The organism is Draconibacterium orientale, assembly GCF_900111425.1.
GTDB classification, from domain to species: Bacteria; Bacteroidota; Bacteroidia; order Bacteroidales; family Prolixibacteraceae; genus Draconibacterium; species Draconibacterium orientale.
In genome coordinates this window covers 25572-51919 of the sequence record NZ_FOHT01000007.1, presented here as the reverse complement: position 1 = coordinate 51919, position 26348 = coordinate 25572, and the positions used below count along the sequence as shown (strand labels likewise).

The window sequence follows — 26348 nt, the reverse complement described above, 5'->3', positions numbered from 1 at the left end:
TTACAACCTTTTGTTCATATAATCAGCGCCATGACAATTTTTATTTCAGCACTTATATTAGGCTTGATGGGCAGTTTTCACTGTGCCGGCATGTGTGGCCCCATTGCCATAGCTTTGCCACTTCACGGCAACACCGTTGCGCAAAAAATATTCGGAGGAACCCTTTATAACCTGGGGCGCACCTTAACCTATGGAATTATGGGAGCCATTTTCGGGCTTCTCGGGCAAGGGCTTCAACTCATCGGCTTTCAGCAAAAAGTATCGGTGATTATGGGTGCTTTGATGATTATTTCGGTGCTTTTCCCAAAACTGTTTAAAAACCAGTACAAAATGGATAAAAGCTGGTTTTCGGCAGTGGGCAAACTGAAAAAGAAGATTGCCGAAATGTTTTCCATCCGCTCTTTCCAAAGTTTGTTTTTTATTGGCATGCTAAACGGACTGCTGCCTTGTGGACTGGTTTATATGGCCATTGCCGGAGCCATTGGTACAGGCGGTATTGCAGAAGGTTCGCTGTATATGATTCTTTTTGGTTTGGGAACAATTCCCATGTTGCTGGCTATTTCGCTGGCAGGAAACGTTTTGAGCTTAGCAGTACGAAAAAGAATCAACAAACTAATTCCGGTACTGGTTGTTGTGGTTGGAATTCTGTTTGTATTGCGTGGATTGAGTTTGGGCATCCCTTATTTGAGTCCGCCAAAACAAAAAATTGAGCAGAAATTTGAAAAAAGTCTGGAGAAAGAAAGTGCGGCAATGCATACCGAAACAAAAGGCGATTGTTGTAAAGTAGATTAGTGGAAAACGGACCCTGGGAAATGGCGAAAAAGGAGGAGAATAGCTGTGTACATTGTGGTGCCGATTGCGGAAGTAATCCGGTGGTATGGAACGAGCTGAATTTTTGTTGCAGCGGTTGCAAAACGGTGTATCAGCTGCTGAACGAAAACAAACTTTACAACTACTACAACCTGGAAGAAACACCGGGGATAAAAGTGGAAACCACCACCGAATTTGGTAATAAATATGCATTTCTCGACAACGATGAAGTAAAGGAAAAGCTGATCTCGTTTTCTGAAGGCAGCATTTCGAAAGTAAAATTTTATGTACCGGTAATCCACTGCGCATCGTGCATTTGGTTGCTCGAACACCTGCACAAACTTCACAAGGGCATCCGCCATTCGTTTGTAAATTTTACCCGCAAAGAGGTTGACATTACTTTCGACGAAAAGGAAATTTCGCTGCGCCAAGTGGTTGAGTTGCTGGCATCCATTCATTACATCCCCGACCTTTCGCAAAGTTTAAGCGATAAAAAAGACGACAAATCGTACAAAAAGCTGTTGTATAAAATTGGCGTTGCAGGTTTTGTTTTTATCAACGTAATGACCTACAGTTTGCCGGCCTATTTTAACGGCGAACCGCTGAGCGACAAACTGCAATCGCTGTTTAGTATTCTCAGTTACATTCTGGTAATTCCGGTGGCGTTTTACAGCGGCAGCGATTATTACATTTCGGCCATTAAAAACCTGCTGAAAAAGAACATCAGCATCGATTTGCCAATCGCATTGGGAATAATTGTACTTTTCCTGGTAACCAGTTACGAGGTAATTTTTACCGGCGGGCCGGGTTACAGCGACAGCTTATCGGGCCTCATCTTTTTTCTGCTGGTAGGCAAATGGTACCAAAGCAAAACTTACGAAGCGCTTTCGTTCGACCGAAATTACAAATCGTATTTCCCCATTGCCGTTACCAAAATCAACAAGCAGATTGAAGAAAGTATTCTGATTGAAAAAATAGAAGTGGATGATGAACTGATCATTCGTAACAAAGAGCTGGTTCCTGCCGATGCCGAACTGGTTGATGGTGAAGGCCGAATCGATTACAGTTTTGTTACCGGCGAATCGACACCAATTGTTAAAAAGCCCGGCGACTTTATTTATGCCGGCGGCCGCCAAATGGGCGGAATCATTCGCATTAAGGTGAAAAAAGAGGTGAATCAAAGTCACCTCACCAAACTGTGGAACCAGGATAAATCGTACGAAAAACCCAGCGACTCGCTAAAAACGTTGTCCGACCGCATTAGCCAATACTTCACGCTGATTGTAATTGCCATTGCCATTTTCGGTTTTACGTTTTGGGCAATTCGCGGCGAATATCATACGGCCATTTTTGTTTTTACAGCGGTACTAATTGTTGCCTGTCCGTGTGCGCTGGCGCTATCCATTCCGTTTACCTTTGGCAACACCATGCGCATTTTTGGCAAGCGCGGTTTGTACATTAAAAACACCGATATTATTGAAAAACTTTCGCACATTAACAGCATTGTTTTCGATAAAACGGGCACCTTAACCCAGCCCAACCAAAACAAGGTGGAGTATTCCGGCTCCGAACTTTCAGCATCGGAAAAAGAAGCTGTTTTTTCACTTACGCGTCAATCGACACATCCACTGAGTGCGGCACTTTCGCAATCGTTTAACGGATCAGCATACCACAACCCGGAGCATTTTGTAGAAGTTGCCGGACGTGGAATTTTTGGGAAAGTAAACGACCTGAATCTGCGGATCGGATCGGAAGAGTATGTAACGAATACTCCCAAGTCGCAAAAGAAAAAATCATCGGTGGTTTATGTGGCTATCGAAGATGAACTGAAAGGCCATTTTACCATTAGCAACCAGTATCGAACAGGTTTTAAAAACGTATTAAGCGCGTTGAAACAAGGTTTTAACCTTTTCCTTATTTCGGGTGATAATGATGCTGAAGCTGAAAATCTGTCATCGTTTTTTGATCGGGAGCACATGCTTTTCAATCAGAAACCCGGCGATAAAGCCGCATTTATAAAGTCGCTACAAAACAAGGGAAATACCATATTGATGACGGGCGACGGGCTGAATGATGCCGGTGCGCTGATGCAAAGCGATGTGGCCTTAACAATTGCCGATAAAGTTTACCATTTCTCGCCTGCCAGCGATGCTGTTCTGGAAGCCGAACAATTTAACCGGCTGGCTAATTTTATCCGCTTCACCAAAACATCGCTGAACATTGTAAAACTCAGCTTCCTTATTTCGTTCTGCTACAATATTGTCGGAATTGCTTTTGCCCTCAGCGGAAATCTTTCGCCGGTGGTAGCCGCTATTTTAATGCCAATTTCGTCCGTTTCAGTTGTTGCTTTTGCCACTTTTGCAACGCGCCTGGCCGGGAGAATTAAGCTGCGCAAAATTCAGAAATAAACCTAAAAACAAGTAGCTGATAAATAACCCGGCAAACAAAACTTCGCTATTAACAATAAATTCTGCCAACTCTTTTTATTTTTATGGTGTAAAACTTTAAACCTAATGATCAGCAACAAAAAAGTAGTTGTGGTGCTTCCGGCCTATAATGCTGCCAAAACACTTGAAATCACCTACAACGAGATTGATTTTTCGATTGTTGATGAAGTTATACTTGTTGACGACTTAAGTAACGACGACACCGTTGAAGTAGGCAAAAAACTCGGCATTCAACACATTGTAGTGCACGAGCAAAACAAAGGTTACGGCGGAAACCAAAAATCGTGCTACAACAAAGCGCTCGAACTGGGTGCCGACATTGTTATTATGCTTCACCCCGATTACCAATACACTCCGAAATTAATTCCGGCAATGGCTAATTTACTTGCAAACGATTTATACCACGTTGTTTTGGGATCGAGGATTTTAGGAACGGGAGCACTGAAAGGAGGCATGCCACTGATAAAATACATGGCCAACCGCCTGCTTACTTTTATTGAAAATATTCTTCTCGATGCCAAACTATCAGAATACCACACGGGTTACCGGGCATTTTCGCGCGAAGTGCTAGAAGCGGTAAACTATAATGCCAATTCCGATAGTTTTGTTTTCGACAACCAAATGCTGGCCCAAATATGGTATGCCGGCTACGAAATTGCCGAAATAACGTGCCCAACAAAATATTTCGATGATGCCTCATCGATCAGCATTAAAAACAGTACCATTTATGCTATTGGCGTTTTAAGAACTGCTTGCCAGTTTCGTTTGCAGAAGTGGGGTTTGATTAAGAACAAGATTTTTGATCACAAATAATACACTAATGAAGAAACGAGATGCACTATTTCTACTCTTTTTAATCCTTATTAGTTTACTATATAACTACCACGAAATTATTTTTAAAGGACCTTGGTTACCACACATGTGGAGGGCTGCTGATTGTTTGTCGATAACCCAAAACTATTTCCAGGAGGGATTGAATTTTTTTAAGCCGGAGGTACACTGGACCGGCCCGCAAGGTAACGGAAAAACAATTTCGGAGTTTCCGATAATCTATTTCGCTGTTGCCAAACTGTGGACTTTATTTGGCAAACATTATTTCATTTACCGATCTATTAATATTCTACTTGTTTTTAGCGGTTTATTCTCGCTTTACAAAATATCTTACAGAATACTTAAAGATAACTTTTGGGCAGCGTTTATTCCCATCTTTCTGTTTACATCTCCGGCACTGGTATTTTATACCAACAACTTTCTTCCCAATGCTCCGGCTTTTGGGCTTTCATTAACAGGAATTTGGTGCTACTTGTTATTTACCGATACAGGTAAAAAGAAATGGTTAGTATTATCAGTACTGTTTTTTACGGTTGCCGGATTGTTAAAAGTGACTTCATTACTTATAGTGCTTGCTTTTTTTTCATTCCAGGTTTTACAAAGCTATTCTGACATTCGAAGAAATGGAATTAACGGCAAAGCCCTGTTAAGCAGATTTCTTCCTTATCTCCCTGTTATTGCAATTCTCTTTATTTGGGTACGGTATACTGATTATTATAATTCCAATAACAACCGAATCTTTTTACAAGACCTGTTCCCGATATGGGATTTAAATGCGGAACAACGAAACGAGATATGGAAAAACCTTTATTTTACTTTACTCCCATCATTTTTTAACAAAAAAGCGCTGGCTGTTGTTGGTACACTTTTCGTTATAAATATTGTTTTCTGGCTAAACAAAGGGAACAAATACCTGCTTATTATACCCATAACTTTTCTGGGTGTAATGTTGTACATTTTTCTATGGTTTAAGGCTTTCGATGTACACGACTACTATCTTATTAATCTGCTCATTATAATTCCTCTTATTTTATTGGGATTTCTGCATGAACTTCGAACCAGGTTTAAAATGGTATTTAGCAGCATGATTTTTAAATCTACCGCAATAATTGGAGTATCGCTATTAATCTATTTAACAACGATGACAAACAGGTTAAAATACGATGTAAACGATCCGATAGTAAAATATGACGTTGCGCTTGATGAAGCTGAGAAGGAATTATACGCCTACAAACAATACAATTACAGGAGAACTTTCGAAGCGTTTGAATCAATTACGCCATATTTACGCTCAATAGGCATTAACCGGAACGATATGGTTATTAGCATTCCGGATAACAGCATAAACATTTCGCTTGTTTTAATGGACCAAAAAGGATTTACCGATTATGGTTACGTTCCTACCAAAGGGAAACCCAAAGAACGAATTGAAGAGTTCAAATCGATCGGAGCAAAATATCTAATTGTTAACGACATCGATAAAATAAACCACCAGGAGTTTACTCCCTATCTTCAAAATAAAATTGGGGAATACAAAAACGTCAGTATTTTTAAACTTTAATGTAGCCATCTATCGTAAATGGTTCATAAAAAGCCGGAAATGAAAAAAAACGGAATAGCAATAATATTTCTGATGGCGATTGCCACACTGATACTGTTCGTGCAACTTAAGCCCGTTTTTCAACACCCCAACTCTGTTTTATATTCGAAAGGTGGTGATGCACTAAAAAGCTATTTCAATTTCTCTTACTATTTAAAATACGACGATGGCATTCGCCACGATGGAATAAACTACCCTTACGGCGACCATTTGCAATACATTAATTCGCATCCGCTTTATGTGCAGTTTGTAAAGTTTATCGACAAACATATTTACCCGGTTGCCAACCACGGAGTGGCCATTTTAAACCTGACGATGCTGGCGCTTTTTCTGCTGGCGCTGCCCTTTATTTTTCTGATTCTCCGGCACTATTCGCTACCGCGTTGGTATGCCGGAATAATATCGCTCATTATATTGTTTCTGAGTCCGCAATTCGATCGGATACATGGCCATTTCGAAATGGTTTATGCCGTTTTCCTGCCCATGTTCTGGTACTTCCTTATTCGTTGGCGGCAGGGCAACAAACGAATACTTTGGTCGGTATTTCTGGTTCTTGCAGCCTTAATCGGAGGATTCACAAGCGCTTATTTTGTGGCTTTTTATAGCATTTTACTGTTCGGCGTATTGATGGTGGAATGCTGGAACCACCGAAAAAACCTGTCAGGATTTTGGAAAACCGGCCTGTATTTAGTGGCAATTGCAGTGTTCCCTTTACTTATTGTAAAAGGACTGGTTTCGGCAACCGACTGGGTTTCCGACCGGCCAGATAATCCTTACGGTTTTTACGTTTACCACGCCAACTTTTTTAGCATCTTTCTGCCTCCGGGTTCGCAACTAAAAAGTATTCTGGGGAATCATATCAACATGAATTTTCAATGGGAAGGACGCGCTTATGTTGGGCTGCCGGCCACTTTACTTGCGGTATCAATTTTCATAACCGGTTTTTACAATCTGATAAGCAAAAAGAAAAGCAGCTGGAAGATTTTTAAACCCACAAAAAAGATCGAAGTATTTTTCTACGCTTCCATCCTTATTCTTTTTTTCTCAATGTGCATTCCGTTTAAATATGGTTTCGGATGGCTATTGGATGTGCTGCCTCCGTTAAAACAATTTCGGGCACTGGGACGCTTTTCATGGATTTTTTATTATGTATTCACCGTTTACACCGCCTGGTTTATTTACCGCATATTCCGTTTGTTAAAAATGAAAAAATTACCGGTTTTAGCCACCACATTGCTGGTTTTCGCAATTGGCTACTGGGCTATCGACGCCGGAGTGAATATAAAACGAAGTACCCGCGGATTGCTAAATACAAACGACAAATTTGAATCGATCGACAGCGAATACCTCGCACGTTTTCAGGAAGCAAAAGTAAATCCCGATGAGTTTCAGGCCATTTTCTTTTTGCCCTTTGCCAGCACCTGCGGCGACAAACTGCTGTTTGAGCACAGCCTGAATGGTTTTTCCGAGGCCATGAAATGTTCGTACCACACCGGAATTCCGCTTATACAAAGTTTTTCGCCAAGGCTTTCGTATTCGCAGGCACTCAGCAGTATTCAACTACTGGCAACTCCGGCCATTCGAAAAACCCGGCTCGACGATATGAACGACAAACCCATTTTGCTGGTTTGCACAAAAGAAACATTGAACGACCGCGAAAAATGGCTGCAAAGCAAAGCCGAGGTCTTTTGGGAAGACAAATACGTCACCTTGTCGCGACTGCCATTATCCGTTTTTCATGATAGTTATGCAGAGTGGCACAAACAAGTTGAGAGTGAGATTCCGAATCTAAAATCGTTTGGAGAAATTTCAACTGATACTACTATTAACTCCATACTTTTTAATGGTTTTGAAGACGGTTCTGCTAAAACCGTTTTTAGTGGAAACGCCTCTTTTTTCAGCAGAAAAGGCCAGCAGCTTTTACTCGACAAAAAGATTGACGCCCAATTTCCGGAAGGGAAATACGAATTGTCTTTCTGGCTTTATGTTGACAACCGGAAATACGACATGCCCAAAGCTGAGGTGAAAGTTTTTGATGCAGACGGCCGGCAGAAGTTTTACAAACGCATGAATACACGCCAGGTGCACGATACTTGTAACGGCTGGATTCGCGTTTCGGAAATGGTACAACTCCGCCCCGAAGACACATTGCAACTGCTGGTTAACGATGAATATGTTTCGGTTGATAACCTTTTAGTAAAACCTGCTGATGCTAAAGTGCTGGTAAAAACATCCAATCAGAATTTTTTCAATAACTACCCGTTATAAACCTATTTCGAATTTATTTCGATCCGACTAAATTTCCTGAAAACGTTTGAAATTTCAGAATTATATTTCACCTTTAAAACGACAAACAGAATTACTATGGCAAAATCGCTGGTAAACACTAATGCAAAATTTGGCACCCTGCCGGTTTTTCTAACGGCACTTTCTACCATACTTGGGGCAATTTTATTTTTACGTTTTGGCTGGGCTGTTGGGCAGGTTGGTTTTATCGGCGTAATTGGCATTGTTGCCCTCGGACATATTGTTACAATTCCCACGGCTTTTGCCGTTGCCGAAATTGCTACCAACCAGCGGGTGCAGGGCGGTGGTGCTTATTACATTATCAGCCGCTCTTTCGGGCTGAATATTGGCGGAGCCATCGGTATTGCCTTATACCTTTCGCAAGCTATTAGTGTAGCTTTTTATGTTATTGCTTTTGGCGAGGCGTTTGAGCCGGTAATAAAATGGATTGGCGAAACGTATAATTTTTACATCCCCGACCGGCGTTGGATTTCCATTCCAACCATGGTTTTACTTTCGGGATTAATTCTCACAAAAGGCGCAAATGTGGGTATGAAAGCGCTGTATGTGGTAGTTGCCATTTTACTGACTTCAATTGCCATGTTTTTTTTAGGCGACTCAACGATAAAACCCGAAGTGGTTAATTTTCACAGCAAAATTCCCAATAACCTGAATTTCTTCTTTGTATTCACCATCATCTTCCCGGCATTTACCGGGCTTGCAGCGGGCTTAGGGCTTTCAGGTGATTTAAAAGATCCCAAAAAATCCATTCCGCGCGGAACCTTGTGGGCAACTGTAGTGGGCATGCTGGTTTATGTTGCCATTGCGTATAAATTTGCCATTTCGGCAACACCTGAAGATTTGGTAGCCGACCAGTTGATTATGAGTAAAATTGCCATTTGGGGACCAATAATCCCGATCGGGCTGGCAGCTGCATCATTAAGTTCGGCGCTTGGCTCCATAATGGTTGCACCACGAACCTTACAGGCCATTGGCTACGACGATATTTTTCCGCAGGGGCACATAAACCGCTGGTTTGCCAAAGGAAGAAAAACCGATAACGAACCCATAAACGGATCGTTGATTACCATTGCCATTGCATTTGTTTTTGTTGTTGTTGGCGATGTTGATTTTGTAGCTCAAATCATCTCCATGTTCTTTATGGTAACTTACAGCGCCATCTGCCTCATCTCGTTACTGGAACACTTTGCTGCCGATCCGGCTTATCGCCCAACCTTCCGTTCAAGCTGGCATTTATCGCTTATCGGAACACTTTCGTCGTTGTGGTTAATGTTTCAAATGAATGCCACCTACGCAGCAGTTTCAGTGGTAATTATGGCCATGATCTATTACATTATCATGCTAAATAACGAGGAGAACCAGGGATTAAACAAATTGTTCCGTGGTGTTATCTTCCAGCTTAGCCGCCAGTTGCAAATTATGCTGCAACGTGCCGACAGCGAAAAAGACAAAAGCTGGCGACCATTTGGTGTTTGTATTTCGCACGACACCTTTAAACGCCGCTCGGCATTCGATATTATGCGCTGGATTTCGTACAAATACGGCTTTGGAACCTACATCCACTTTATTAAAGGACTATTGAACGAGAAAAATACGAATGAATCAAAACAAGTGCTCGACCGCCTGATTCAACTTTCGGCAGGAAGCCAAAACCGTGTTTATCTCGACACCATAATCTCGCCATCATACACTTCGGCAATTGCGCAAGTAGTGCAGCTTTCCGGGATATCGGGCAAGGGAAACAACCTTATTCTTTTTGAATTCTCAAGAACCGATCCGGGTAATCTGAAAGAAATTACGGGGAATTACCAGATCGTTGAATCGGCCGGGTTCGACATTTGTATTCTGAATACTTCATACAAAAGTTTTGGGTATAAAAAAGAAATTCATATCTGGATTCGCCCTGAAGATTATGTGAATGCCAACCTGATGATATTGTTGGGCTACATTATTTTAGGCCACCCTGAATGGAAAAAAGGAAAAATTAAAATATACGCGCTTTACCCCGAACAAGACATGGAGGAAAAACGCAAACAATTGATGGAATTGATAAAAGCCGGAAGGTTGCCAATCAGCCCGTCGAATATTTCGATGGTACCCTACGAATCGGGCGACCGGAAAAGCAAAATTATGAAATATTCGGCCGATGCCGACCTTACAATAATTGGATTCACTACCGATGCATTGAAAAATATTGAAGAATTCAGCGAAGGCTACAACGACCTGGGCAACATCCTGTTTGTGAGTTCAAACCGGGCAAAGGCAATAAACTAACCGCCACCTTCGTTTTTACACTTCGCATTTTTAGCTAATTTTGATGCACTTTAAACGATTCAAAATGGAAAGAATAGCCATATTTCCCGGATCTTTTGATCCTTTCACAGTAGGACACGAGTCGATTGTGCGACGTGCCATTTCAATGTTCGACAAAATTTATATCATGATTGGTTACAACGCCAATAAGAAATCGTTCTTTCCTGTTGAAAAAAGGATGAAGTGGATTAACCAGGTTTTTAAAGACGAACCAACAGTTGAAGTTCGCTTACACGAAGGATTGACCGTAGATTTCTGCAAAGAAGTGGGAGCAAAATACATTTTACGCGGTATTCGCACCTCGTCCGATTTTGAATACGAACGTGCCATTGCCCAGGTAAATAAAAAGATGCACCCCGAAATTGAATCGGTATTTCTGCTCACCCTGCCGGAACATACACCGGTTAACGCCAGCATTATCCGCGATATTGTTTCGCATGGCGGCGATGCAAGCATGTTTCTACCCAAAGGACTGGATATGAGCGAATTTAAAATTAAAAAACGTCAATGACCAATAGCCTGCGTGTTTTTATAATCCTGATCTGTTCGCTGTATTTCGCGTTAAATGCAACGGCAACAACTATTCGTTGCACCAATGCTGACTACGCCAACGAAAAGCTTACTTTTTACGCCTTTGCCGACCCGATTTCGAACAACAACAAAGTGGCTTTCACTTTAACATTTAACAGCGAAGGAACGAGCGAGGCATCCTTACAAACTGACGCGCCGGTTTTTACTTTTTCTGAATTTGGCATTTACCGCGGAATGCTCTTGCTGGAGCCCGGAAAAACCATCGATCTTAAACTTCCGCCTCTTAAAAAGAAATCGTTTGCCGACCAAAAAAATCCCTACTTTCAACCCATTTCGTTTTGGATTTATACCAACAACGGCGAAATGCTCAACGACAAAATCAGCCGCTTTGAGCAGAAACTTAACGAACTGACCGATAAAGATTTTAACGCCTTATATTTCCAGCAATCCGAAACGGCCTTTAACCGACTGAAAGCCGGTATTAACGAGGCTTTTCCCGAAAAAGGCCCGGAGAGTTTTGAGCTGCACAAAAAATTGCGATTACAGCTTATCGAAGCTGATATTTTCCGAATGAGTCCTGAAGATTATTCAGCTATTTTTCAGTCGATTTCACCTGAATTCTGGGGGCATCAGTCGTTTAAAACTTTATTCGACAAAACCTTCGACAAGCAATTGAGCTTTTCGGCAAAAGCCATTGGCGGAGCAAAAGTATCGGCTGCAGTTGCCAGCGAAAACATAAACGCCTTGCTTGATTTTATTGCTGAGAAATATGAGCTAACGGGCACCATGGCCGATTTGGTGTTATTAAAAATGCTGCACGATGGTTTTTACTCCAAAGAATTTTCGGTGAAAGCCATTAAGAATATGATTGCCAACAAACATTTTACAGGCAACCGGGGAACAAAAATTCGTGAGGCGGCCAAAAACGTTGCGGCCAAAATCGTATTTCTGGAAAAAGGAAGCGAAGCTCCGGCGATTTGTTTAAGCGACATTAACGGGAATAAGGTTTGTACGAACGACAGCCAGGAGAAATTTAAATACCTTGTTTTTGCCGACGTGGAAACTGTTATTTGCCAGGAGCACCTAAAATACCTGAGCCGCCTGAACGAACTATTCAATAAAAACCTTGAAATTTTTGTGGTGCTTCGAAACACTGACAGAGCAGGAATCGACCGTTTTTTTGACGAAAACAAGGTGCCGGCAACTATCCTTATCGACACTGAAAATGAAGCCATTGAAGAATATAAAGTCCGGTCGTTTCCACAATGCTTTCTGCTAAACGAAAAACACCAGGTGGTTTTTGACGATGCCAAAGCGCCACTCAACGGCTTCGAACAACAATTTGGCACGTGGCTGCGTAACGAGCTGTTTATGCGTCAGCGCAATCAAAGCCGGTAAAGTCCGATTAGCGATTTTAAGTTTTCATAGGTATTTTTGAGCACAACATCCAACTCACTTGGTTGAAACCAACGCACTTCAGTAATTCCTTCTTCCAGTTGTGGAACCGGTGTTTCCGTCCCGCTGTAGTCCATTTCAAACCAAAACGTTTCTTTAAAAACCCACTGCCCGAATGTTTTTTTGTACGGCGATTTGTAAATGTGATAAGTTGATGGCAGCGTTTTTACAATGAAATGATTCGTAACTCCACATTCTTCTTCTACTTCGCGCAAAGCAGCTGTTTCGTTACTTTCTCCTTTGTCAATTTTTCCTTTTGGCAGATCCCATTTACCGTTTCTGAAAATAAAAAGCAATTTCCCGTCACGTTTTACAACTCCTCCGGCAGCATTAATCTGTAAAAATGCTGATCTGAAATTTTGAAACAAAAGCTCAACTTCAGGATGTTCTACAACAGTTTCCTGATTATCACTGTTTTCAAAATTCTGCAGATAACCTTTTATCGCGTCAATACCGCTGTTTTTGGTCAATATTTCGCTTAGTTTACTCAATGTTATATTCGAGCCCGGCACAAAACCGATCCTCTTTTCATTCAAAAAAACTTTATACTTTTGCATTGAATTAAAATTGCACATAATTATGGAAAATATACAAACTGAAGTAACCAAGCGATTACTTGAAATTAACACCATAAAGATACAACCAGATAATCCATTTACATGGGCATCGGGTTGGAAATCTCCAATTTATTGCGACAACAGAAAAACGCTTTCTTATCCTGAAACCCGCTCTTTCATTCGCGATGCGTTTGTACAGCTGATTCAGGAAAAATACCCGGAAGCAGAAGTGATTGCCGGGGTAGCCACCGGAGCTATTGCAATTGGCGCGCTGGTGGCCGATAAACTGGGACTTCCATTCATTTATGTTCGTTCGAAACCAAAGGGACACGGACTGGAAAACCTGATTGAGGGCGACCTTAAACCGTTCAAAAAGGTTGTTGTAGTAGAAGATCTTGTATCAACAGGAATCAGTAGCTTGAAAGCTGCCGAAGCAGTTAACAACTTTGGTGGCGATGTTGTGGGAATGGTATCAATTTTTACATATAATTTCCCATTGGCAAAAGAAAACTTCCAGAAAGCAGGTATCGAACTTACTTCGTTGAGCCGTTACCAGATCCTGATCGACTTTTCGCTGGAAAGAGGCGACATTACAAAAGATCAGGTGGAGTCGCTGATGGAGTGGCGCGAAGACCCTGCAAACTGGGGAAAATAACCGGAAAGAAAAGACATTAAATATTTCCCGCTCCTAATGGTTATTGGGTGCGGGATTTTTTATTAAAACATATGGCACTCAACAAATACGTTAGCGAAGTAAAAGTTATCGAACAAAATCAACAGGTGGTTTTTAATTACCTGTCGAATTTCGAAAACCTATCGACATACCTCAATTCAGGCTTGATAGAGAAAATAACTGAGAAGGTACCCCAGATTAAAATTACCGATTTTGAGTCGGACCGCGATTCGTGTAAATTCAATATTACCGGGCTGGGAGTTGCCGAAATTAAGATCGTTAACCGCGAGCCATTTAAAACGATAAAAGTAGAAAGTTCGGGTGGTTTACCACTGAGTTTTACTTTCTGGATTCAGTTAATGCCGGTTAATGAATACAAAACAAAAATGCGCCTTACACTGCATGCCGAAATGAGCATGATGATTAAAATGATGGCCGGAAGTAAACTAGAAGAAGGTATCAATCAATTGGCCGACACACTTTCAAGGTTGCCTTATCAGTAGCAGTTTTCAGTTTTCAGCACAGAAGGAATTTCGAATGATAATTAACGATTGTAGATTTTAGAAGGAATAGGCAGCTGGCAAATTAGTAGGCAATTTTTTTACCACAGAGTAACACAGAGATTTTCACAGAGCAACGCTGAGATATTATGGTTGAATGTAACTCATTATTTTGCAAAGTAGCATTCAACAATTCTTCAATTAATCAATCTAATTCAATCTTTTTTTCAATCTCTAACAATCTGTTTCAAACAACAAACTCCACCTCTTTAAACATATATTCTGTTACATTTCCGTCGGGTTCTTCCAACTGAAGTTGCCCAAAACTGCCAATGCCTGCAATTCTGGCGCTAAACTCTTTGCCGTCTTTCCGGTACGGGTGCAAACCCTCGTTTCTGAATAAAGCTTGAAAATATTCCGCATCTACTTTTTCGAGTCTTCCCTCACGCAAAATCTCGATATAATTCTCAAGCTTCTGCAAAAAAGCTTTTAAAATATCCTGAATTTCAAATCCTTTTTTCAAAAGCTGTTTCATCGAAACCGGATTGGGTGCATCCGAAAGAAACTGCTCCTGATTTACGTTCACCCCAACGCCAACTATCGATGAATCAAGCGCCATCCCTTTCAACGTGTTTTCAATTAAAATGCCGGCAATTTTCTTTTCGCCCACATAAATATCGTTGGGCCACTTAATTTTCACGTCATTTAAATGCTGTTTAAGTACGTCGGCCAAAGCCAGGCTAACCACTTTCGAAATGTAAAACTGTTTTCCAGCTTCTAAAAAACCGGGGTATAGAATCACACTAAAAAGCAAATTTTTATCGCGTTCGCTTTCCCAAAAATTACCAACCTGCCCACGTCCACTTTCCTGGTAATGTGCCAAAACGACAGTACCTTGAGCCGCCTTTTCTTTTACCAGTTGCTTGGCATAGTTGTTGGTACTATCGAGCTCATTAAAAACAATAATATTTTTGTCCGTTAAAAACATATAAATTCAAAAGTAAACCATTCTCTTTAAAAATGGTTAATGGACAAAAAGATTATCTTTGTAGGGTACAATAATTTTTTATGAATAAAGCAGAAGAATCAAAGGTTTTAATAGAAGCAATTCTTGAAGGTATTCATCGGATAAAAGGAAAAGAGATAAAACACGTTGATCTGGAAAGTATCGGCCACACAGAATGTGGACATTTTATTATTTGCCACGGAACCTCCTCAACACATGCTGATTCCATTGCACACTCGGTAGAACAAACGGTAAAAGAAATTACCGGACAGGATGTATGGCATCGCGATGGCTACCGAAATGCAATTTGGATATTGTTGGATTACGGAGATGTAATGGTGCATGTTTTCCAGGAAGATGCACGCCGGTTTTATAACCTTGAAGAACTTTGGGCTGATGCAAAAATTACTAAAATTGAAGAAGATTAAAAGACCATGACAGATAAACAAAATAACAAAAAAGACCAGAACAATCTGAACAACCCTTTTGGGAAGTTAAATCCCAAAAACAACGGCAAGCCGCCAAAATTCAATGCCTATTGGATTTACGGAATTATAGCTGTTGTTTTTCTTATTGTACAATATTACATCAGCACCAGCAAAGGCCCGGTTGACACCTCGTGGCCCGAGGTAAAAACAATGCTGCAAAACGGCGATGTAAAACGTATTGTAGTAATTAATGAAAAAATTGCCCGGATTTATTTGAAAGAAGATCGGGTAAAAAATTACGAATCGCAGTTTGAAGGAAACTTCTCGAAACCATCAGATATTGGCCCGCACTTTAAGCTGAATACCGGACCAATTGAAAATTTTGCCGACGACCTTAAGGTTGCACAGGAAAACATGCAAGACAAAGTCTTTCCGGTGTACGAAGATGAGCAGAATTGGGCGCGCGACATTATTTGGTCGATCGGGCCTTTTGTACTGATAATATTACTGTGGTGGTGGATTTTCCGTAGAATGAGCCGTGGTGGCGCAGGAGGAGGTGGCGCAGGAGGTATTTTCAATGTAGGAAAATCGCAGGCCAAAGTTTTTGACAAAGACCAGAGAGTATCGACAAACTTTAAAGATGTTGCCGGACTGGCAGAGGCCAAACAGGAAGTGGAAGAAATTGTAGAATTCCTGAAAAGCCCGGCAAAATATACCAAACTTGGTGGTAAAATTCCAAAAGGCGCATTGTTGGTTGGCCCTCCGGGAACCGGAAAAACCTTGTTGGCAAAGGCCGTTGCCGGCGAAGCAAACGTTCCGTTTTTTAGCATGTCGGGTTCCGATTTTGTAGAGATGTTTGTGGGAGTTGGAGCATCGCGTGTTCGCGATTTGTTTAAACAAGCCAAAGAAAAAGCACCGTGTATTGTGTTTATCGACGAGATTGACGCCATTGGTCGTGCCCGTGGTAAAAACCCAAACATGGGATCGAACGACGAGCGTGAAAATACGCTAAACCAGCTACTTACCGAAATGGATGGTTTCGATACCAACAGCGGGGTAATCATTCTGGCGGCTACCAACCGTGCCGATATTCTGGACCGTGCATTAATGCGTGCCGGACGTTTCGACCGCCAAATTCACGTTGAATTACCTGACCTGAATGAGCGTGGCGAGATTTTCAACGTTCACCTTCGTCCGTTAAAACTGAGCGAAGAGGTAAAAGTTGATTTTCTGGCTAAACAAACACCGGGATTTTCGGGTGCCGATATTGCCAACGTTTGTAACGAAGCGGCCTTAATTGCTGCCCGCAGAAACAGAGATGCTATTGTTAAACAGGATTTCCTTGATGCCGTTGACCGTATTATCGGTGGTTTGGAAAAGAAAAATAAAATCATTTCGCAGGAAGAAAAGAAAACAATTGCTTTCCACGAAGCAGGCCACGCAACAATAAGCTGGTTGCTGGAATATGCACATCCGCTGGTTAAAGTAACTATCGTTCCTCGCGGGAAAGCGCTGGGAGCTGCCTGGTATTTGCCTGAAGAACGCTCGATCACCACAAAAGATCAATTGCTGGATGAAATGGCATCGGCACTGGGCGGACGTGCAGCGGAGGAAATTACTTTTGGTAAAATTTCGTCGGGAGCACAAAACGACCTCGAAAAAGTTACCAAACAGGCGTATGCTATGGTGAGCATTTTTGGTATGAGCGAAAAAGTAGGAAACATAAGCTTTTACGATTCAACCGGCCAGTCGGATTATTCATTCACCAAACCATACAGCGAAAAAACGGCCGAACTGATCGACGAGGAAGTGAAAATCCTGATCGACAGTCAGTATCAACGTGCGAAACAAGTGCTGAAAGAAAATTCGGAAGGACACGCAAAACTGGCTAATTTACTGCTTGAACGCGAGGTGATATTTAGTGAAGATCTGGAAGAAATTTTTGGAAAACGCCCGTGGGATAAAAAACACGTAATTTCTGAAAATGGAAACGGTAACGGTGAAGAACCTGTAAAAACAGATCTTATCGAAGACACGAAAGCAAAAGCAGAAGAAAATCACGAAGAAGAAACAACGAAAGAATAAATGGCAACGGCTCGAGAAGAAATACTAAACAGGCTGAAAAACGCCATTCACCCCGAGCCGGAAATGCCAGATTTTGACGCTCCCGTTTATCACGCTATTGAAAGATCTTTAGGTCAGGCATTTAAAGAAAATATGGAGGCGGTAAACGGGAGTGTCTATTTGTGCAAATCAGAAGAAGAGCTGGTTGAAAAGCTAAAAACAGTTTTGCAGAATATTCCTGAAACGGAAGTGGTTTGCGCTGAAGATGAACTTCAGGAATTACTGGCAAAAAACGGAATTCAACATCAAAACTTCGAAAACAGACAACAAGCCATTGAGGCAGGAATAACATCGTGCGAATTTTTAGTTGCCCACACCGGATCGGTAATGGTAAGTTCTGCCTTACTGGGAGGCCGCCAATTATCGGTGTATCCGCCGCAACACATTGTTATTGCCCGTAAAGATCAGCTTGTTGATTATCTGCATACTGCTTACGCAAAAATCCGCGAGAAATATCCCGATCAGTTGCCTTCGCAAATTACCTTAGTTACCGGCCCAAGCCGAACTGCCGATATCGAAAAAACGCTGGTGATGGGAGCTCACGGACCGCGCGAACTGCATGTGTTTCTCTACTAGCTTCACACTATTTAACTTCTCGGAAACCAGATTTTGTTAACTTTGCAGCATGGAAAAAGGTTGGGAAATGATTTTTATGACAGCACACGAATACAAAGCGGAAATGGCCAAAGACCTGCTTGAAAGTGCCGGAATAAAAATTGTTGTTCTTAACCAACACGATTCGGCATACCAGAATTTTGGCGAGTACAAAATTTATGTTGCCGAAGAAAACCGCAACGAAGCTATTAACCTAATCAAAGAATTAAAAGGTGAGTAATTTACTTAAACGCTCTCTAACCGGAATTATTTATATAGCCGTTATGCTGGGTGGAACACTGCTGCATCCGATCATTTTTGCAGTGGTATTTGCAACGCTGTTATTTATTACCCAATACGAATTTTATGCCATGGTGGAAAAAGCGGGCCATCATCCTTCGCGCATTATCGGAAGCATTTTTGGCGTTATCTTTTTCCTCATTTGTTTTGCCTTATCGAATAACTATCTGCCGCGCCAGTTTGGCTTTAGTTTTATTGCCATAGTGGTTATTCTGCTTATTGTCGAAATTTTCAGAAGCGACAAAGACACCCTAAAGAATGCAGGTTCGAGTACACTGGGTTTTGCTTACATTGCCCTGCCCTTTAGTTTGATGAACTTTGTAGTACACACGTCGGTTAACGGGCAAAATACCTTTTACCCGTGGATAATGGTTGGCGTGTATTTTATTTTGTGGATAAACGATTCGGCAGCTTACCTGGTGGGAACACAGTTTGGCAAACATAAAATGTGTAAGAATATATCGCCCGCAAAATCGTGGGAAGGACTGATTGGTGGAGCCGTTTTTGCCATAATTATGGGAATAGTAAATGCTGTACTATTTCCGGCGGTGAGCATGGTTAGCTGGATAGCAATTGCAGTACTTACTGCGGTTTTCGGCACCCTGGGCGACCTATTCGAATCGAAGATAAAACGCGAAATAGATATAAAAGACTCGGGAACATTCTTGCCCGGACACGGTGGATTTTTAGACCGCCTGGATAGTTTGCTTTTTGTTATCCCTGCAATTTTTATTTGGCTCATTTTTACCGGAAACGTGTAATGCGTATTAACAAATGAAGAACATTATTAAACAGATACCCAATTTTATTACCACCCTCAACCTGTTATCAGGAGTAGTTGCAACCATTTTTGCCATCGACGGGCACCTGATCTGGGCCGGTATTTTTATTTGTGCCGCCTCGGTTTTCGACTTTGCCGACGGGCTGGCGGCTCGTGCTTTAAAAGCCTATTCTGAAATCGGTAAACAGCTCGATTCCTTATCCGATTTGGTGTCGTTTGGAGTGGCTCCGGGAGCTATTCTCTTTACCTTACTGGAGTTTGCGATGTTCGGGAAGAACCAACCCATACATGAAATTAGTGGCGAATGGTGGCAGTGGATAATTCTTTTCTCGGCATTTCTAGTCCCGGTTTTTGGTGCTATCCGCCTGGCAAAATTTAATGTATTTACCAGCGACGAACCATTTTTTAGAGGTTTGCCTATTCCATCGAACGGAATATTTTGGGCTTCGTTGGGCTTGATGCTCGAGTTCCCGAAATACCACGATATTTTCCAATCGCTTTATTCCACAAAAAACCTGGTTCTTCTGGGTATTTTCATGTCGGGGATGATGGTGATTAATATGCCCATGTTTTCACTGAAAGTGAAAAACCTGCGTTTAAAAGACAACTGGTATCGTTACCTTTTCCTGGCGTTATCAGCCATTTTACTAATCGTTTTTAACGTTTACGGACTGGCGCTGATCATCTTACTTTACATTATTCTGAATGTGATTTTCTACCTGTTCAAGGTTGAGTTTTAGACCGAGATAATGGCAATCCAACCCGTACCGGGTTGTGTACTTTTGTTTTTCGGATTCTTACTAAAATCGAACTCCTATGGAGTTATTCAAAAGTTGATATCTTTTCACGCAAAGGAGGGAAGGAGCGCAAAGTTCGCCAAGGATTTAAAGTATGTTTGCGTTCTTTGCGAAAACTTAGCGTTCTCTGCGTGAAATTTCTATTTATAATCATTGGGAAATTTGCAAAAGAAAAGCCTCTGAAAACGGAAGAAAATATTTTCCCGAGGGAAAGATTAATAATACGCCATGACAAATTGACTTCCGAAACCAGAGGCTAATATCTTTAATAACGAACATTACAGAACGTTATTAACTTCTTTGTAAAATACTTAACAACAAATCAGTAAAGTTGTTTTAGGATTGAGGAATAATTTAAAGAATTCTATTTTAAAGGTGCTGCAAATTTTAGCACATCGGCATCGGTAATTTCCTGGTCGCACAAAATAATCAGCCTTTCAATTACATTTCTGAACTCGCGAATATTTCCGGTCCAGTTAATTTTTTGCAGCTCTTTAATGCCCTTTTCCGAAATGGTTTTTTCCTGCATTCCGTACTCGCCACAAATTTGTTTGATAAAATGGCTGGCAAGCAGTGGTATATCGTCGAGGCGTTCGTTAAGCGTCGGAACATGAATCAGAATCACACTTAAGCGGTGGTACAGGTCTTCCCTGAATTTATTCTGATCGATTTCGTTGGCCAGGTTTTTATTGGTAGCGGCCACTACCCTAACATCCACTTTTATGTGTTTATCGCCGCCAACACGGCTGATAATACTTTCCTGCAGCGCACGTAAAACTTTGGCTTGTGCCGAAAGACTCATATCCCCAATTTCATCCAGGAAAAGTGTTCCGCCATTGGCTTGCTCAAATTTTCCTTTACGCTGTTTTACTGCCGAGGTAAATGCACCTTTTTCGTGACCGAACAACTCGCTTTCGATCAATTCTGAAGGAATAGCCGCACAATTCACTTCAACAAACGGACCTGATGCGCGGTTACTTTGATCGTGAATCCGGCGGGCGACCAGCTCTTTTCCCGATCCGTTGGCACCGGTAATTAAAACACGTGCATCGGTTGGAGCAACGCGGTCGGCCATCTGAATAATATCGGTAATGGCTTTTGATTCGCCAATAATCTCGAATTTCTTATTAACCTTTTTCTTCAGAATTCTGGTTTCGGTAACCAGCGTTGATTTGTCCATGGCGTTGCGGATAGTAATCAGCAAGCGGTTCAAATCCAATGGCTTCTCGATATAATCAAAAGCTCCCTTTTTTATCGAATCAACAGCGGTATCAATATTTCCGTGACCCGAGATCATCACCACCGGAGTGTCGGGAGCCAAAACCACCAGGCGTTCCAAGACTTCAATGCCATCCAGTCCCGGCATTTTTATATCACAAAGTACAATATCGTACTCGGCCGAACGAATTTTCTCAATTCCTTTTGTTCCATCTTCTGCCAGATCTACTTCATATTTCTCGTATTCGAGAATATCTTTTAGCGTATTTCTGATGCTTCTCTCGTCGTCTATTACCAGGATCTTTGACATGCGTTTCTGTTTTAATTTCGAATATAACAATAAATACAGCAGAACGCTTTACAAAAATGATTCCAATAAAAATTTACAGAGCTTCAAGGTTTACGAAACCTTGAAGCTCTGATAAAGAAACAGCAACCAGGCGATAACCTCACCTGGAGTAAGAGAAACTCTAGAGTCCGGTGCTGTATACATTAAACATATACAGCACCGGACTCTCCTTTTATGCACAAATAATCAGCGGTTATAAACCGCTGGACCCGAAAATTATTCTGGGCTTCTCTAGTGATAACCTCATCTGGAGTGAGAGAAGCTTAAAGTCCGGGGCTGTTTAATTTAATCATATACAGCCCCGGACTCTCTTTACTTTGAGTGAGACCATCACCAACGAGTAGTATTATCTGCTAACAATCTCTTTTCGGCGTAATCCAAATAAAAATCCCGAAGAGTTGTTCTCCGGGATTTTCTTATCCTTTTCTATTTTCGTTTGTTTTTAACTACACCCGCCCGTAGCTTTTATCACTTCTTTTATTACCGGTTTATTCAGGTTTTCGAATGCTGTTTGTAATTCGGTAAGTTTACGCGCAGCTCCCGACCGAAACAAATATTCTTCGTAGGCTTCTTTACCAGCCAGAGGCTCCGGTTTTTGAGCATGGAATATTATTCGCTCAAAATCATCGGCCGTTTCTTTCAAAATCAGGTTATTCGATTTGCCAACAAACTGCGCCGTTAAACATGCCTCTTTGTGTGTGGCAGAATCGTTCGAATAGAAAATATTTGTTTTGTGTTTTTGTTTGAAATAATCCTCGTACTTCCGATCAAGAAACTCGCTTAATGGAATATTAATGGCCAGTGGTAAATGACCGCTCTCAAATTCTTCCTTCGTTCGCACATCAATTAAATTTACTTTGTAGTAATTATTAACCAACTCATCGGCAAGTTTATCTGCCGATATTTCTTTAAAAACACATTTGCCCTGTTCTTTTTTGTCGGCAACTTGTTTTTGAATTCTATCGTTTCGCGATGGAATTACCACAGCCAACAATATAAAAACAAATGGAACAACAGACACCAGGTAAGTTCTGCGCATTGTTAAAGGGCTAAATTTCAGTTGTTTTTTGCGAACCCGGTATTCTACCCACGTAGTTCCGTAAAAAGCGAGTATTGCAATTGCCGTTAATATAAAAGCCCATGCAACCGGCGACAGGCCAAAGAATACGTCGATGCGAACCGGCCCCATCGCTTTTCCCAGATAAATGGGCTCCAGAATAGGATAAAATTCTGCAAAAGCAAGTATTCCGATCAAGCTTCCAAAAATAAATGCCCATCCATCGAGTTTACCAATCGATGCCGCACAAACACTTGTGCCGGGGCAAAAACCGCCAATAATAAATCCGGCCCCCATAATTGCTCCTCCTACAAGTGCCGACCACAGAAAAGTGGGATTTACATAAATCAATCTTATATCGAGCAGCCCAAAGTGTGCCAATAACAAAACTCCTATCATTGCTGTTACGCCGGCCGTAAAAAAAACACGTAATACGGTAAAATCGTAACCATAAAACAAACCAACCAGCTTTTTGGTACTGGAAAAACCTGCCTGCTCAAGGGTGTACCCAAAGGCAACACCAATAAGCAATGCAATTACAAAATTAAATTCGTTGCCAATTATTTCAGGAACTAATGGTGCCATAATAATATTGTTTTTTTCGGTTGTAAAAATTTATAATTATTTCAGCCACAATCGTCTGAAGAAGAAAGCCAGCATATATGCCATTCCGAAAATAGACATCATGGTAATAATTCCTCCAAACGACATCACTGCCATTCCACTCAATGCCGACCCGCTGGTACATCCGCGCCCCAGTTGCGACCCCAGGCCAAAAAGGGCACCGCCGGTTATGGCTCCTACAATTCGCATGGCATTGGTTGCTTTTGGCCCTTTTTCGAGTTTCCATCCTATGCGATCAGACATTACTCCTGATAAAAAAGCACCGATAATAACGCCCAACACCTCGAAAACCAGCCACGAGCGTAAAGGACCGTTGGGATGTTCGGCTGCATATTCTTTGTAAAATTGCGTGTTCCCGGCATGCTGTGGTGCCACGGTATTAACGCTTTCAATAACAACACTTTTCATCGCTCCACTTGCTCCAAGTCCTCTACCGGTTATGTAAATGGTGGCCAATAAAATTAAGCCTAAAAGAAAACCTGCGAGATAAGGATTCATATATTTTTTCGACCTCATTTTTTTTGATATTTATTGTATTTTATAATTGATTCCATTTTCTCTATTCCGCTTTATTCTTTTCGTCATCTGCAACTTTTTCATCATCTAACTCTTCGTATCCTGTAATCATTGCTTTTAAATTAGATGTATAAGTGTGCCCGGTGGTAGTCATGTATATATGAACGATTACAAAAGCAACCAATAAGAACGCGCCGAATGAATGCCAGTTTGCAATACTTCCAAGGCTAATATCGCGAATTACAATCTCGTTATTGCCATCTACCGTTTTATGAAACATGTACAACAAGCCCGAAATCACCATCATGGGTACCAAAACAAGCTTAAATCCCAGATAGGTAAAAGCCTGAAGCGGGTTTAACTTACTAACCTGCGTTTTTTTTGTTGGGTGTGGTTCTTTCTTAAATATGCCGCTGGTATAATACTTTATTTGTGCCGAAAGCTTGCTTACATTGGGAATATATTGTTTCCACTCACCTGTAGTTACATGCCAGAATATGGCAAAGGCAATGAGTACCAAAAAGGCATACGAAGCAATACGATGAAAGTACACAGCTTTTTCGTAGCCAAATAAATGAATTGAATCATGAACTTCGAAACCGGTTACTGTCAGGAAAAAGATTAATGCTGCCTGCGTCCAGTGCCAGAAACGATTAAACCCCTTATAAATATATATTTTACTCATTGCTATTGTTTTTGATTATTCTGATTCTCGTAGTCAATTATCTCCGTTTCGTACTCCTTATTACTTAACGAATAGAAAATACGGATAGCCGCATGAACGATTACACCGCCCAGCGCCAGAATAATTAGCCAGCGACCAATGCCATCGAGAATTGGATTATTATCGCGTCCGGGCAAGTAGAACCCGGTGAGTTTTTCCAGTCGACCACTACTTCTGGTATGGCATTCGGCGCACGAAACAGACTGTTCTTTTGGCGCTACCATGTGGTTTACCGGCCAGTACATCTCCGTTCTTACAAAACCATATTCTCCACTGTAGGGATATCCCAGTCTGTTCATTCCTGCCTCTGAAGCCTGATCCCAGTCAAAATCCTTCCAATAAGCACTATCTCCCTTCTCTTCTGCAAATAGTTTTGGCTGAATTAAAATATTGTATTTCTTATCGTAAATCTGATCGCCAACATGAATCTTTACCGGAATAATTTTTGAATTCGGATCGTCATGTGCGCCAAACAGCTTGTTCATCTGCACCGGAATTTCCCCGATCGTATCTCCCATCATATAATGATCGGCAGTACCATTAAACCAAAGGTAATCGGGCTGTATATTTCGAGCCCATTTAAACGAACCTTTAATCGACATATAAGTGTGGTTACCTAATGAATCATTTTCCATATATGGCTCACCATCTTTTAGTTTACCGGCATCCGACCAGTTCCATTCCATTTTTGTGGCATTCTCTTTTGCATAGGTTGGAATATGACACGTTTGACATGCAACTTTTGCAGTATGTCTGTTCAACATCTGGTTAAAGTGTGGCATGTTGGTGTGACAATCTTCGCAATTCAGGCGGTTAATATTATCAGCCGACACCGAATAAAGCTTACCTTTCATCACATGATTTTCTGCCGTATGACAATCAACACAACTCATGTTTAATCCGTTGGCAGCCATGTGTACATCTACATCGCGCGTGGTTGCAATTAGAGCTGCTTCCAAATCGCCATGTTTTACATTATTTCCACCACCACTATAAAAATGGCATGCACCACAATTATTTTTTGTTGGTTGCCCTACACTTTGTGCAACTTTACTGAGGTTCACACTACGATCGGGATAACCTGCCATGGAAGTTCCTTTCTGGTATTCTTCCGAGTTATCGTGACACACCATACAGTCAACATTGCGGGCATTTTTAAAATCGAAATGATCATTATTCATTCCAAAACCAATATGGCATTTTGCACATGCCTGCTCATTAGTCTGCGACCCAATACAGAAATTATTTAAAAGATTCTTTTTCCCGATTGCACGAATTCCACGTCCCTCAACATACGCGATACGCTCCCAGTTCCAGTGACTTGACCCCATTATTTCCTTATGAACTTCGGTATGACAGGTAAGACATGCCTCCGTTACTTCCTGCGGTGTTTCAAAGTCAGCCTGAAGCACCTTAAATTTGCTATGTTCAACCGAGGGGACAGGTTTTATTGCATATTCCTGACGTAATTTCTCCAGCTTTAAATCGTAAAACGGCTTTTCTTTATGAAAAAGCTGGATGGCTGCTATTATTGCAACCACTACAATTAAAGGTATTATTATCTTTTTAACCATTGATTAAGATTTTTTCAAGCATAAACATACTCAAATATACAGATACTTCAATGTGTTAAATATCAGGATATGGCAATTTATATTTAGACTGAATAAGGGGTCGCCCCATGAAAGTATATCACAAAAGAGAAAAAATGTTTTAAACCTGTGCCTGAACAGCATAGGACGAACGGAGCTAAAGAAATTACTTTTCCGTTTTTTAATAAACCGGGAGAGCATAAAAAAAGCTCCA

23 protein-coding genes are annotated in these 26348 nt (G+C 41.3%); 16 read left to right on the top strand and 7 right to left on the bottom strand.

What is annotated here, in order from left to right; all coding sequences use genetic code 11:
- The first annotated feature begins 30 nt into the window (after window positions 1-30).
- The 8 genes from BMW53_RS05805 (at window position 31) to BMW53_RS05770 (ending at window position 12237) form a co-directional block, all read left to right on the top strand.
- Complete coding sequence (locus tag BMW53_RS05805; protein ID WP_217642896.1) at window positions 31-792, top strand: sulfite exporter TauE/SafE family protein; 762 nt, start codon at window positions 31-33, stop codon at window positions 790-792.
- Window positions 792-3218, top strand: coding sequence for a heavy metal translocating P-type ATPase (locus tag BMW53_RS05800; RefSeq protein ID WP_081804813.1), 2427 nt, complete (start codon window positions 792-794; stop codon window positions 3216-3218). The genes BMW53_RS05805 and BMW53_RS05800 overlap by 1 nt, the downstream gene beginning before the upstream one ends.
- 105 nt (window positions 3219-3323) lie before the next feature.
- Entirely contained in the window at window positions 3324-4070 is a 747-nt protein-coding gene (locus BMW53_RS05795; protein WP_038557878.1) for a glycosyltransferase family 2 protein, read from the top strand.
- 7 nt (window positions 4071-4077) lie between these two features.
- Window positions 4078-5649, top strand: coding sequence for an ArnT family glycosyltransferase (locus BMW53_RS05790; protein ID WP_083404948.1), 1572 nt, complete (start codon window positions 4078-4080; stop codon window positions 5647-5649).
- Between the two features lie 39 nt (window positions 5650-5688).
- On the top strand, window positions 5689-7956 hold the full coding sequence (locus BMW53_RS05785) for a DUF6311 domain-containing protein (RefSeq protein ID WP_139178031.1): 2268 nt from the start codon (window positions 5689-5691) through the stop codon (window positions 7954-7956).
- 96 nt (window positions 7957-8052) lie between these two features.
- Window positions 8053-10269 (top strand): APC family permease, encoded by a 2217-nt coding sequence (locus tag BMW53_RS05780; protein WP_074780324.1) that lies wholly within the window; start codon window positions 8053-8055, stop codon window positions 10267-10269.
- A 64-nt stretch (window positions 10270-10333) separates the two neighbouring features.
- Window positions 10334-10819 (top strand): pantetheine-phosphate adenylyltransferase, encoded by a 486-nt coding sequence (coaD, locus tag BMW53_RS05775; RefSeq protein WP_038557869.1) that lies wholly within the window; start codon window positions 10334-10336, stop codon window positions 10817-10819.
- The gene (locus tag BMW53_RS05770) at window positions 10816-12237 is read left to right on the top strand and encodes a peroxiredoxin family protein (protein WP_038557868.1); all 1422 of its coding nucleotides are present in this window, start codon (window positions 10816-10818) and stop codon (window positions 12235-12237) included. The genes coaD and BMW53_RS05770 overlap by 4 nt, the downstream gene beginning before the upstream one ends.
- Here the strand turns inward: BMW53_RS05770 and BMW53_RS05765 are convergent.
- Complete coding sequence (locus tag BMW53_RS05765) at window positions 12225-12851, bottom strand: NUDIX hydrolase (RefSeq protein ID WP_038557866.1); 627 nt, start codon at window positions 12849-12851, stop codon at window positions 12225-12227. The two genes, BMW53_RS05770 and BMW53_RS05765, sit on opposite strands and share 13 nt — an antisense overlap.
- A 22-nt stretch (window positions 12852-12873) precedes the next feature.
- Here BMW53_RS05765 and pyrE point away from each other — a divergent pair, with 22 nt between their 5' ends.
- Window positions 12874-13506: an orotate phosphoribosyltransferase gene (gene pyrE / locus BMW53_RS05760; protein WP_038557864.1), complete on the top strand. Its 633-nt coding sequence runs from the start codon at window positions 12874-12876 to the stop codon at window positions 13504-13506.
- A 71-nt stretch (window positions 13507-13577) separates the two neighbouring features.
- Entirely contained in the window at window positions 13578-14027 is a 450-nt protein-coding gene (locus BMW53_RS05755; protein WP_038557862.1) for an SRPBCC family protein, read from the top strand.
- 244 nt (window positions 14028-14271) lie between these two features.
- Here the strand turns inward: BMW53_RS05755 and BMW53_RS05750 are convergent, their stop codons facing one another.
- The gene (locus BMW53_RS05750) at window positions 14272-15012 is read right to left on the bottom strand and encodes a biotin--[acetyl-CoA-carboxylase] ligase (RefSeq protein WP_038557861.1); all 741 of its coding nucleotides are present in this window, start codon (window positions 15010-15012) and stop codon (window positions 14272-14274) included.
- An 80-nt stretch (window positions 15013-15092) separates the two neighbouring features.
- Here BMW53_RS05750 and rsfS point away from each other — a divergent pair, with 80 nt between their 5' ends.
- From rsfS to BMW53_RS05720, 6 genes are read left to right on the top strand one after another with little or no spacing between them, the layout of a single operon-like run.
- Window positions 15093-15458, top strand: coding sequence for a ribosome silencing factor (gene rsfS / locus BMW53_RS05745; RefSeq protein ID WP_038557859.1), 366 nt, complete (start codon window positions 15093-15095; stop codon window positions 15456-15458).
- Between the two features lie 6 nt (window positions 15459-15464).
- Window positions 15465-17543 (top strand): ATP-dependent zinc metalloprotease FtsH, encoded by a 2079-nt coding sequence (gene ftsH, locus BMW53_RS05740; RefSeq protein ID WP_074780321.1) that lies wholly within the window; start codon window positions 15465-15467, stop codon window positions 17541-17543.
- Window positions 17544-18158 carry a LutC/YkgG family protein gene (locus BMW53_RS05735; protein WP_038557857.1) on the top strand — a complete coding sequence of 205 codons (615 nt, stop codon included), beginning with the start codon at window positions 17544-17546 and terminating at the stop codon, window positions 18156-18158.
- 49 nt (window positions 18159-18207) lie between these two features.
- Entirely contained in the window at window positions 18208-18417 is a 210-nt protein-coding gene (locus BMW53_RS05730) for a putative signal transducing protein (protein WP_051567758.1), read from the top strand.
- A complete protein-coding gene (locus tag BMW53_RS05725) occupies window positions 18410-19237 on the top strand; it encodes a phosphatidate cytidylyltransferase (protein ID WP_038557855.1) in 828 nt (275 codons plus the stop codon). The genes BMW53_RS05730 and BMW53_RS05725 overlap by 8 nt, the downstream gene beginning before the upstream one ends.
- Before the next feature lie 13 nt (window positions 19238-19250).
- Entirely contained in the window at window positions 19251-19997 is a 747-nt protein-coding gene (locus BMW53_RS05720; protein WP_038557852.1) for a CDP-alcohol phosphatidyltransferase family protein, read from the top strand.
- A gap of 421 nt (window positions 19998-20418) precedes the next feature.
- On the opposite strand, the gene BMW53_RS05710 is transcribed toward BMW53_RS05720, so the two are convergent.
- The 5 genes from BMW53_RS05710 to BMW53_RS05690 form a co-directional block, all read right to left on the bottom strand.
- On the bottom strand, window positions 20419-21582 hold the full coding sequence (locus BMW53_RS05710) for a sigma-54-dependent transcriptional regulator (protein ID WP_038557848.1): 1164 nt from the start codon (window positions 21580-21582) through the stop codon (window positions 20419-20421).
- 481 nt (window positions 21583-22063) lie between these two features.
- The gene (locus tag BMW53_RS05705) at window positions 22064-23263 is read right to left on the bottom strand and encodes a YeeE/YedE thiosulfate transporter family protein (protein WP_038557846.1); all 1200 of its coding nucleotides are present in this window, start codon (window positions 23261-23263) and stop codon (window positions 22064-22066) included.
- Window positions 23264-23299: 36 nt separating this feature from the next.
- Window positions 23300-23818, bottom strand: coding sequence for a YeeE/YedE thiosulfate transporter family protein (locus BMW53_RS05700; protein ID WP_038557844.1), 519 nt, complete (start codon window positions 23816-23818; stop codon window positions 23300-23302).
- 43 nt (window positions 23819-23861) lie between these two features.
- Window positions 23862-24503, bottom strand: a complete 642-nt coding sequence (locus BMW53_RS05695; RefSeq protein WP_051567754.1) for a cytochrome b/b6 domain-containing protein — start codon at window positions 24501-24503, stop codon at window positions 23862-23864.
- Window positions 24504-24505: 2 nt separating this feature from the next.
- Window positions 24506-26116, bottom strand: coding sequence for a tetrathionate reductase family octaheme c-type cytochrome (locus BMW53_RS05690; RefSeq protein ID WP_038557840.1), 1611 nt, complete (start codon window positions 26114-26116; stop codon window positions 24506-24508).
- Window positions 26117-26348: the final 232 nt, after the last annotated feature.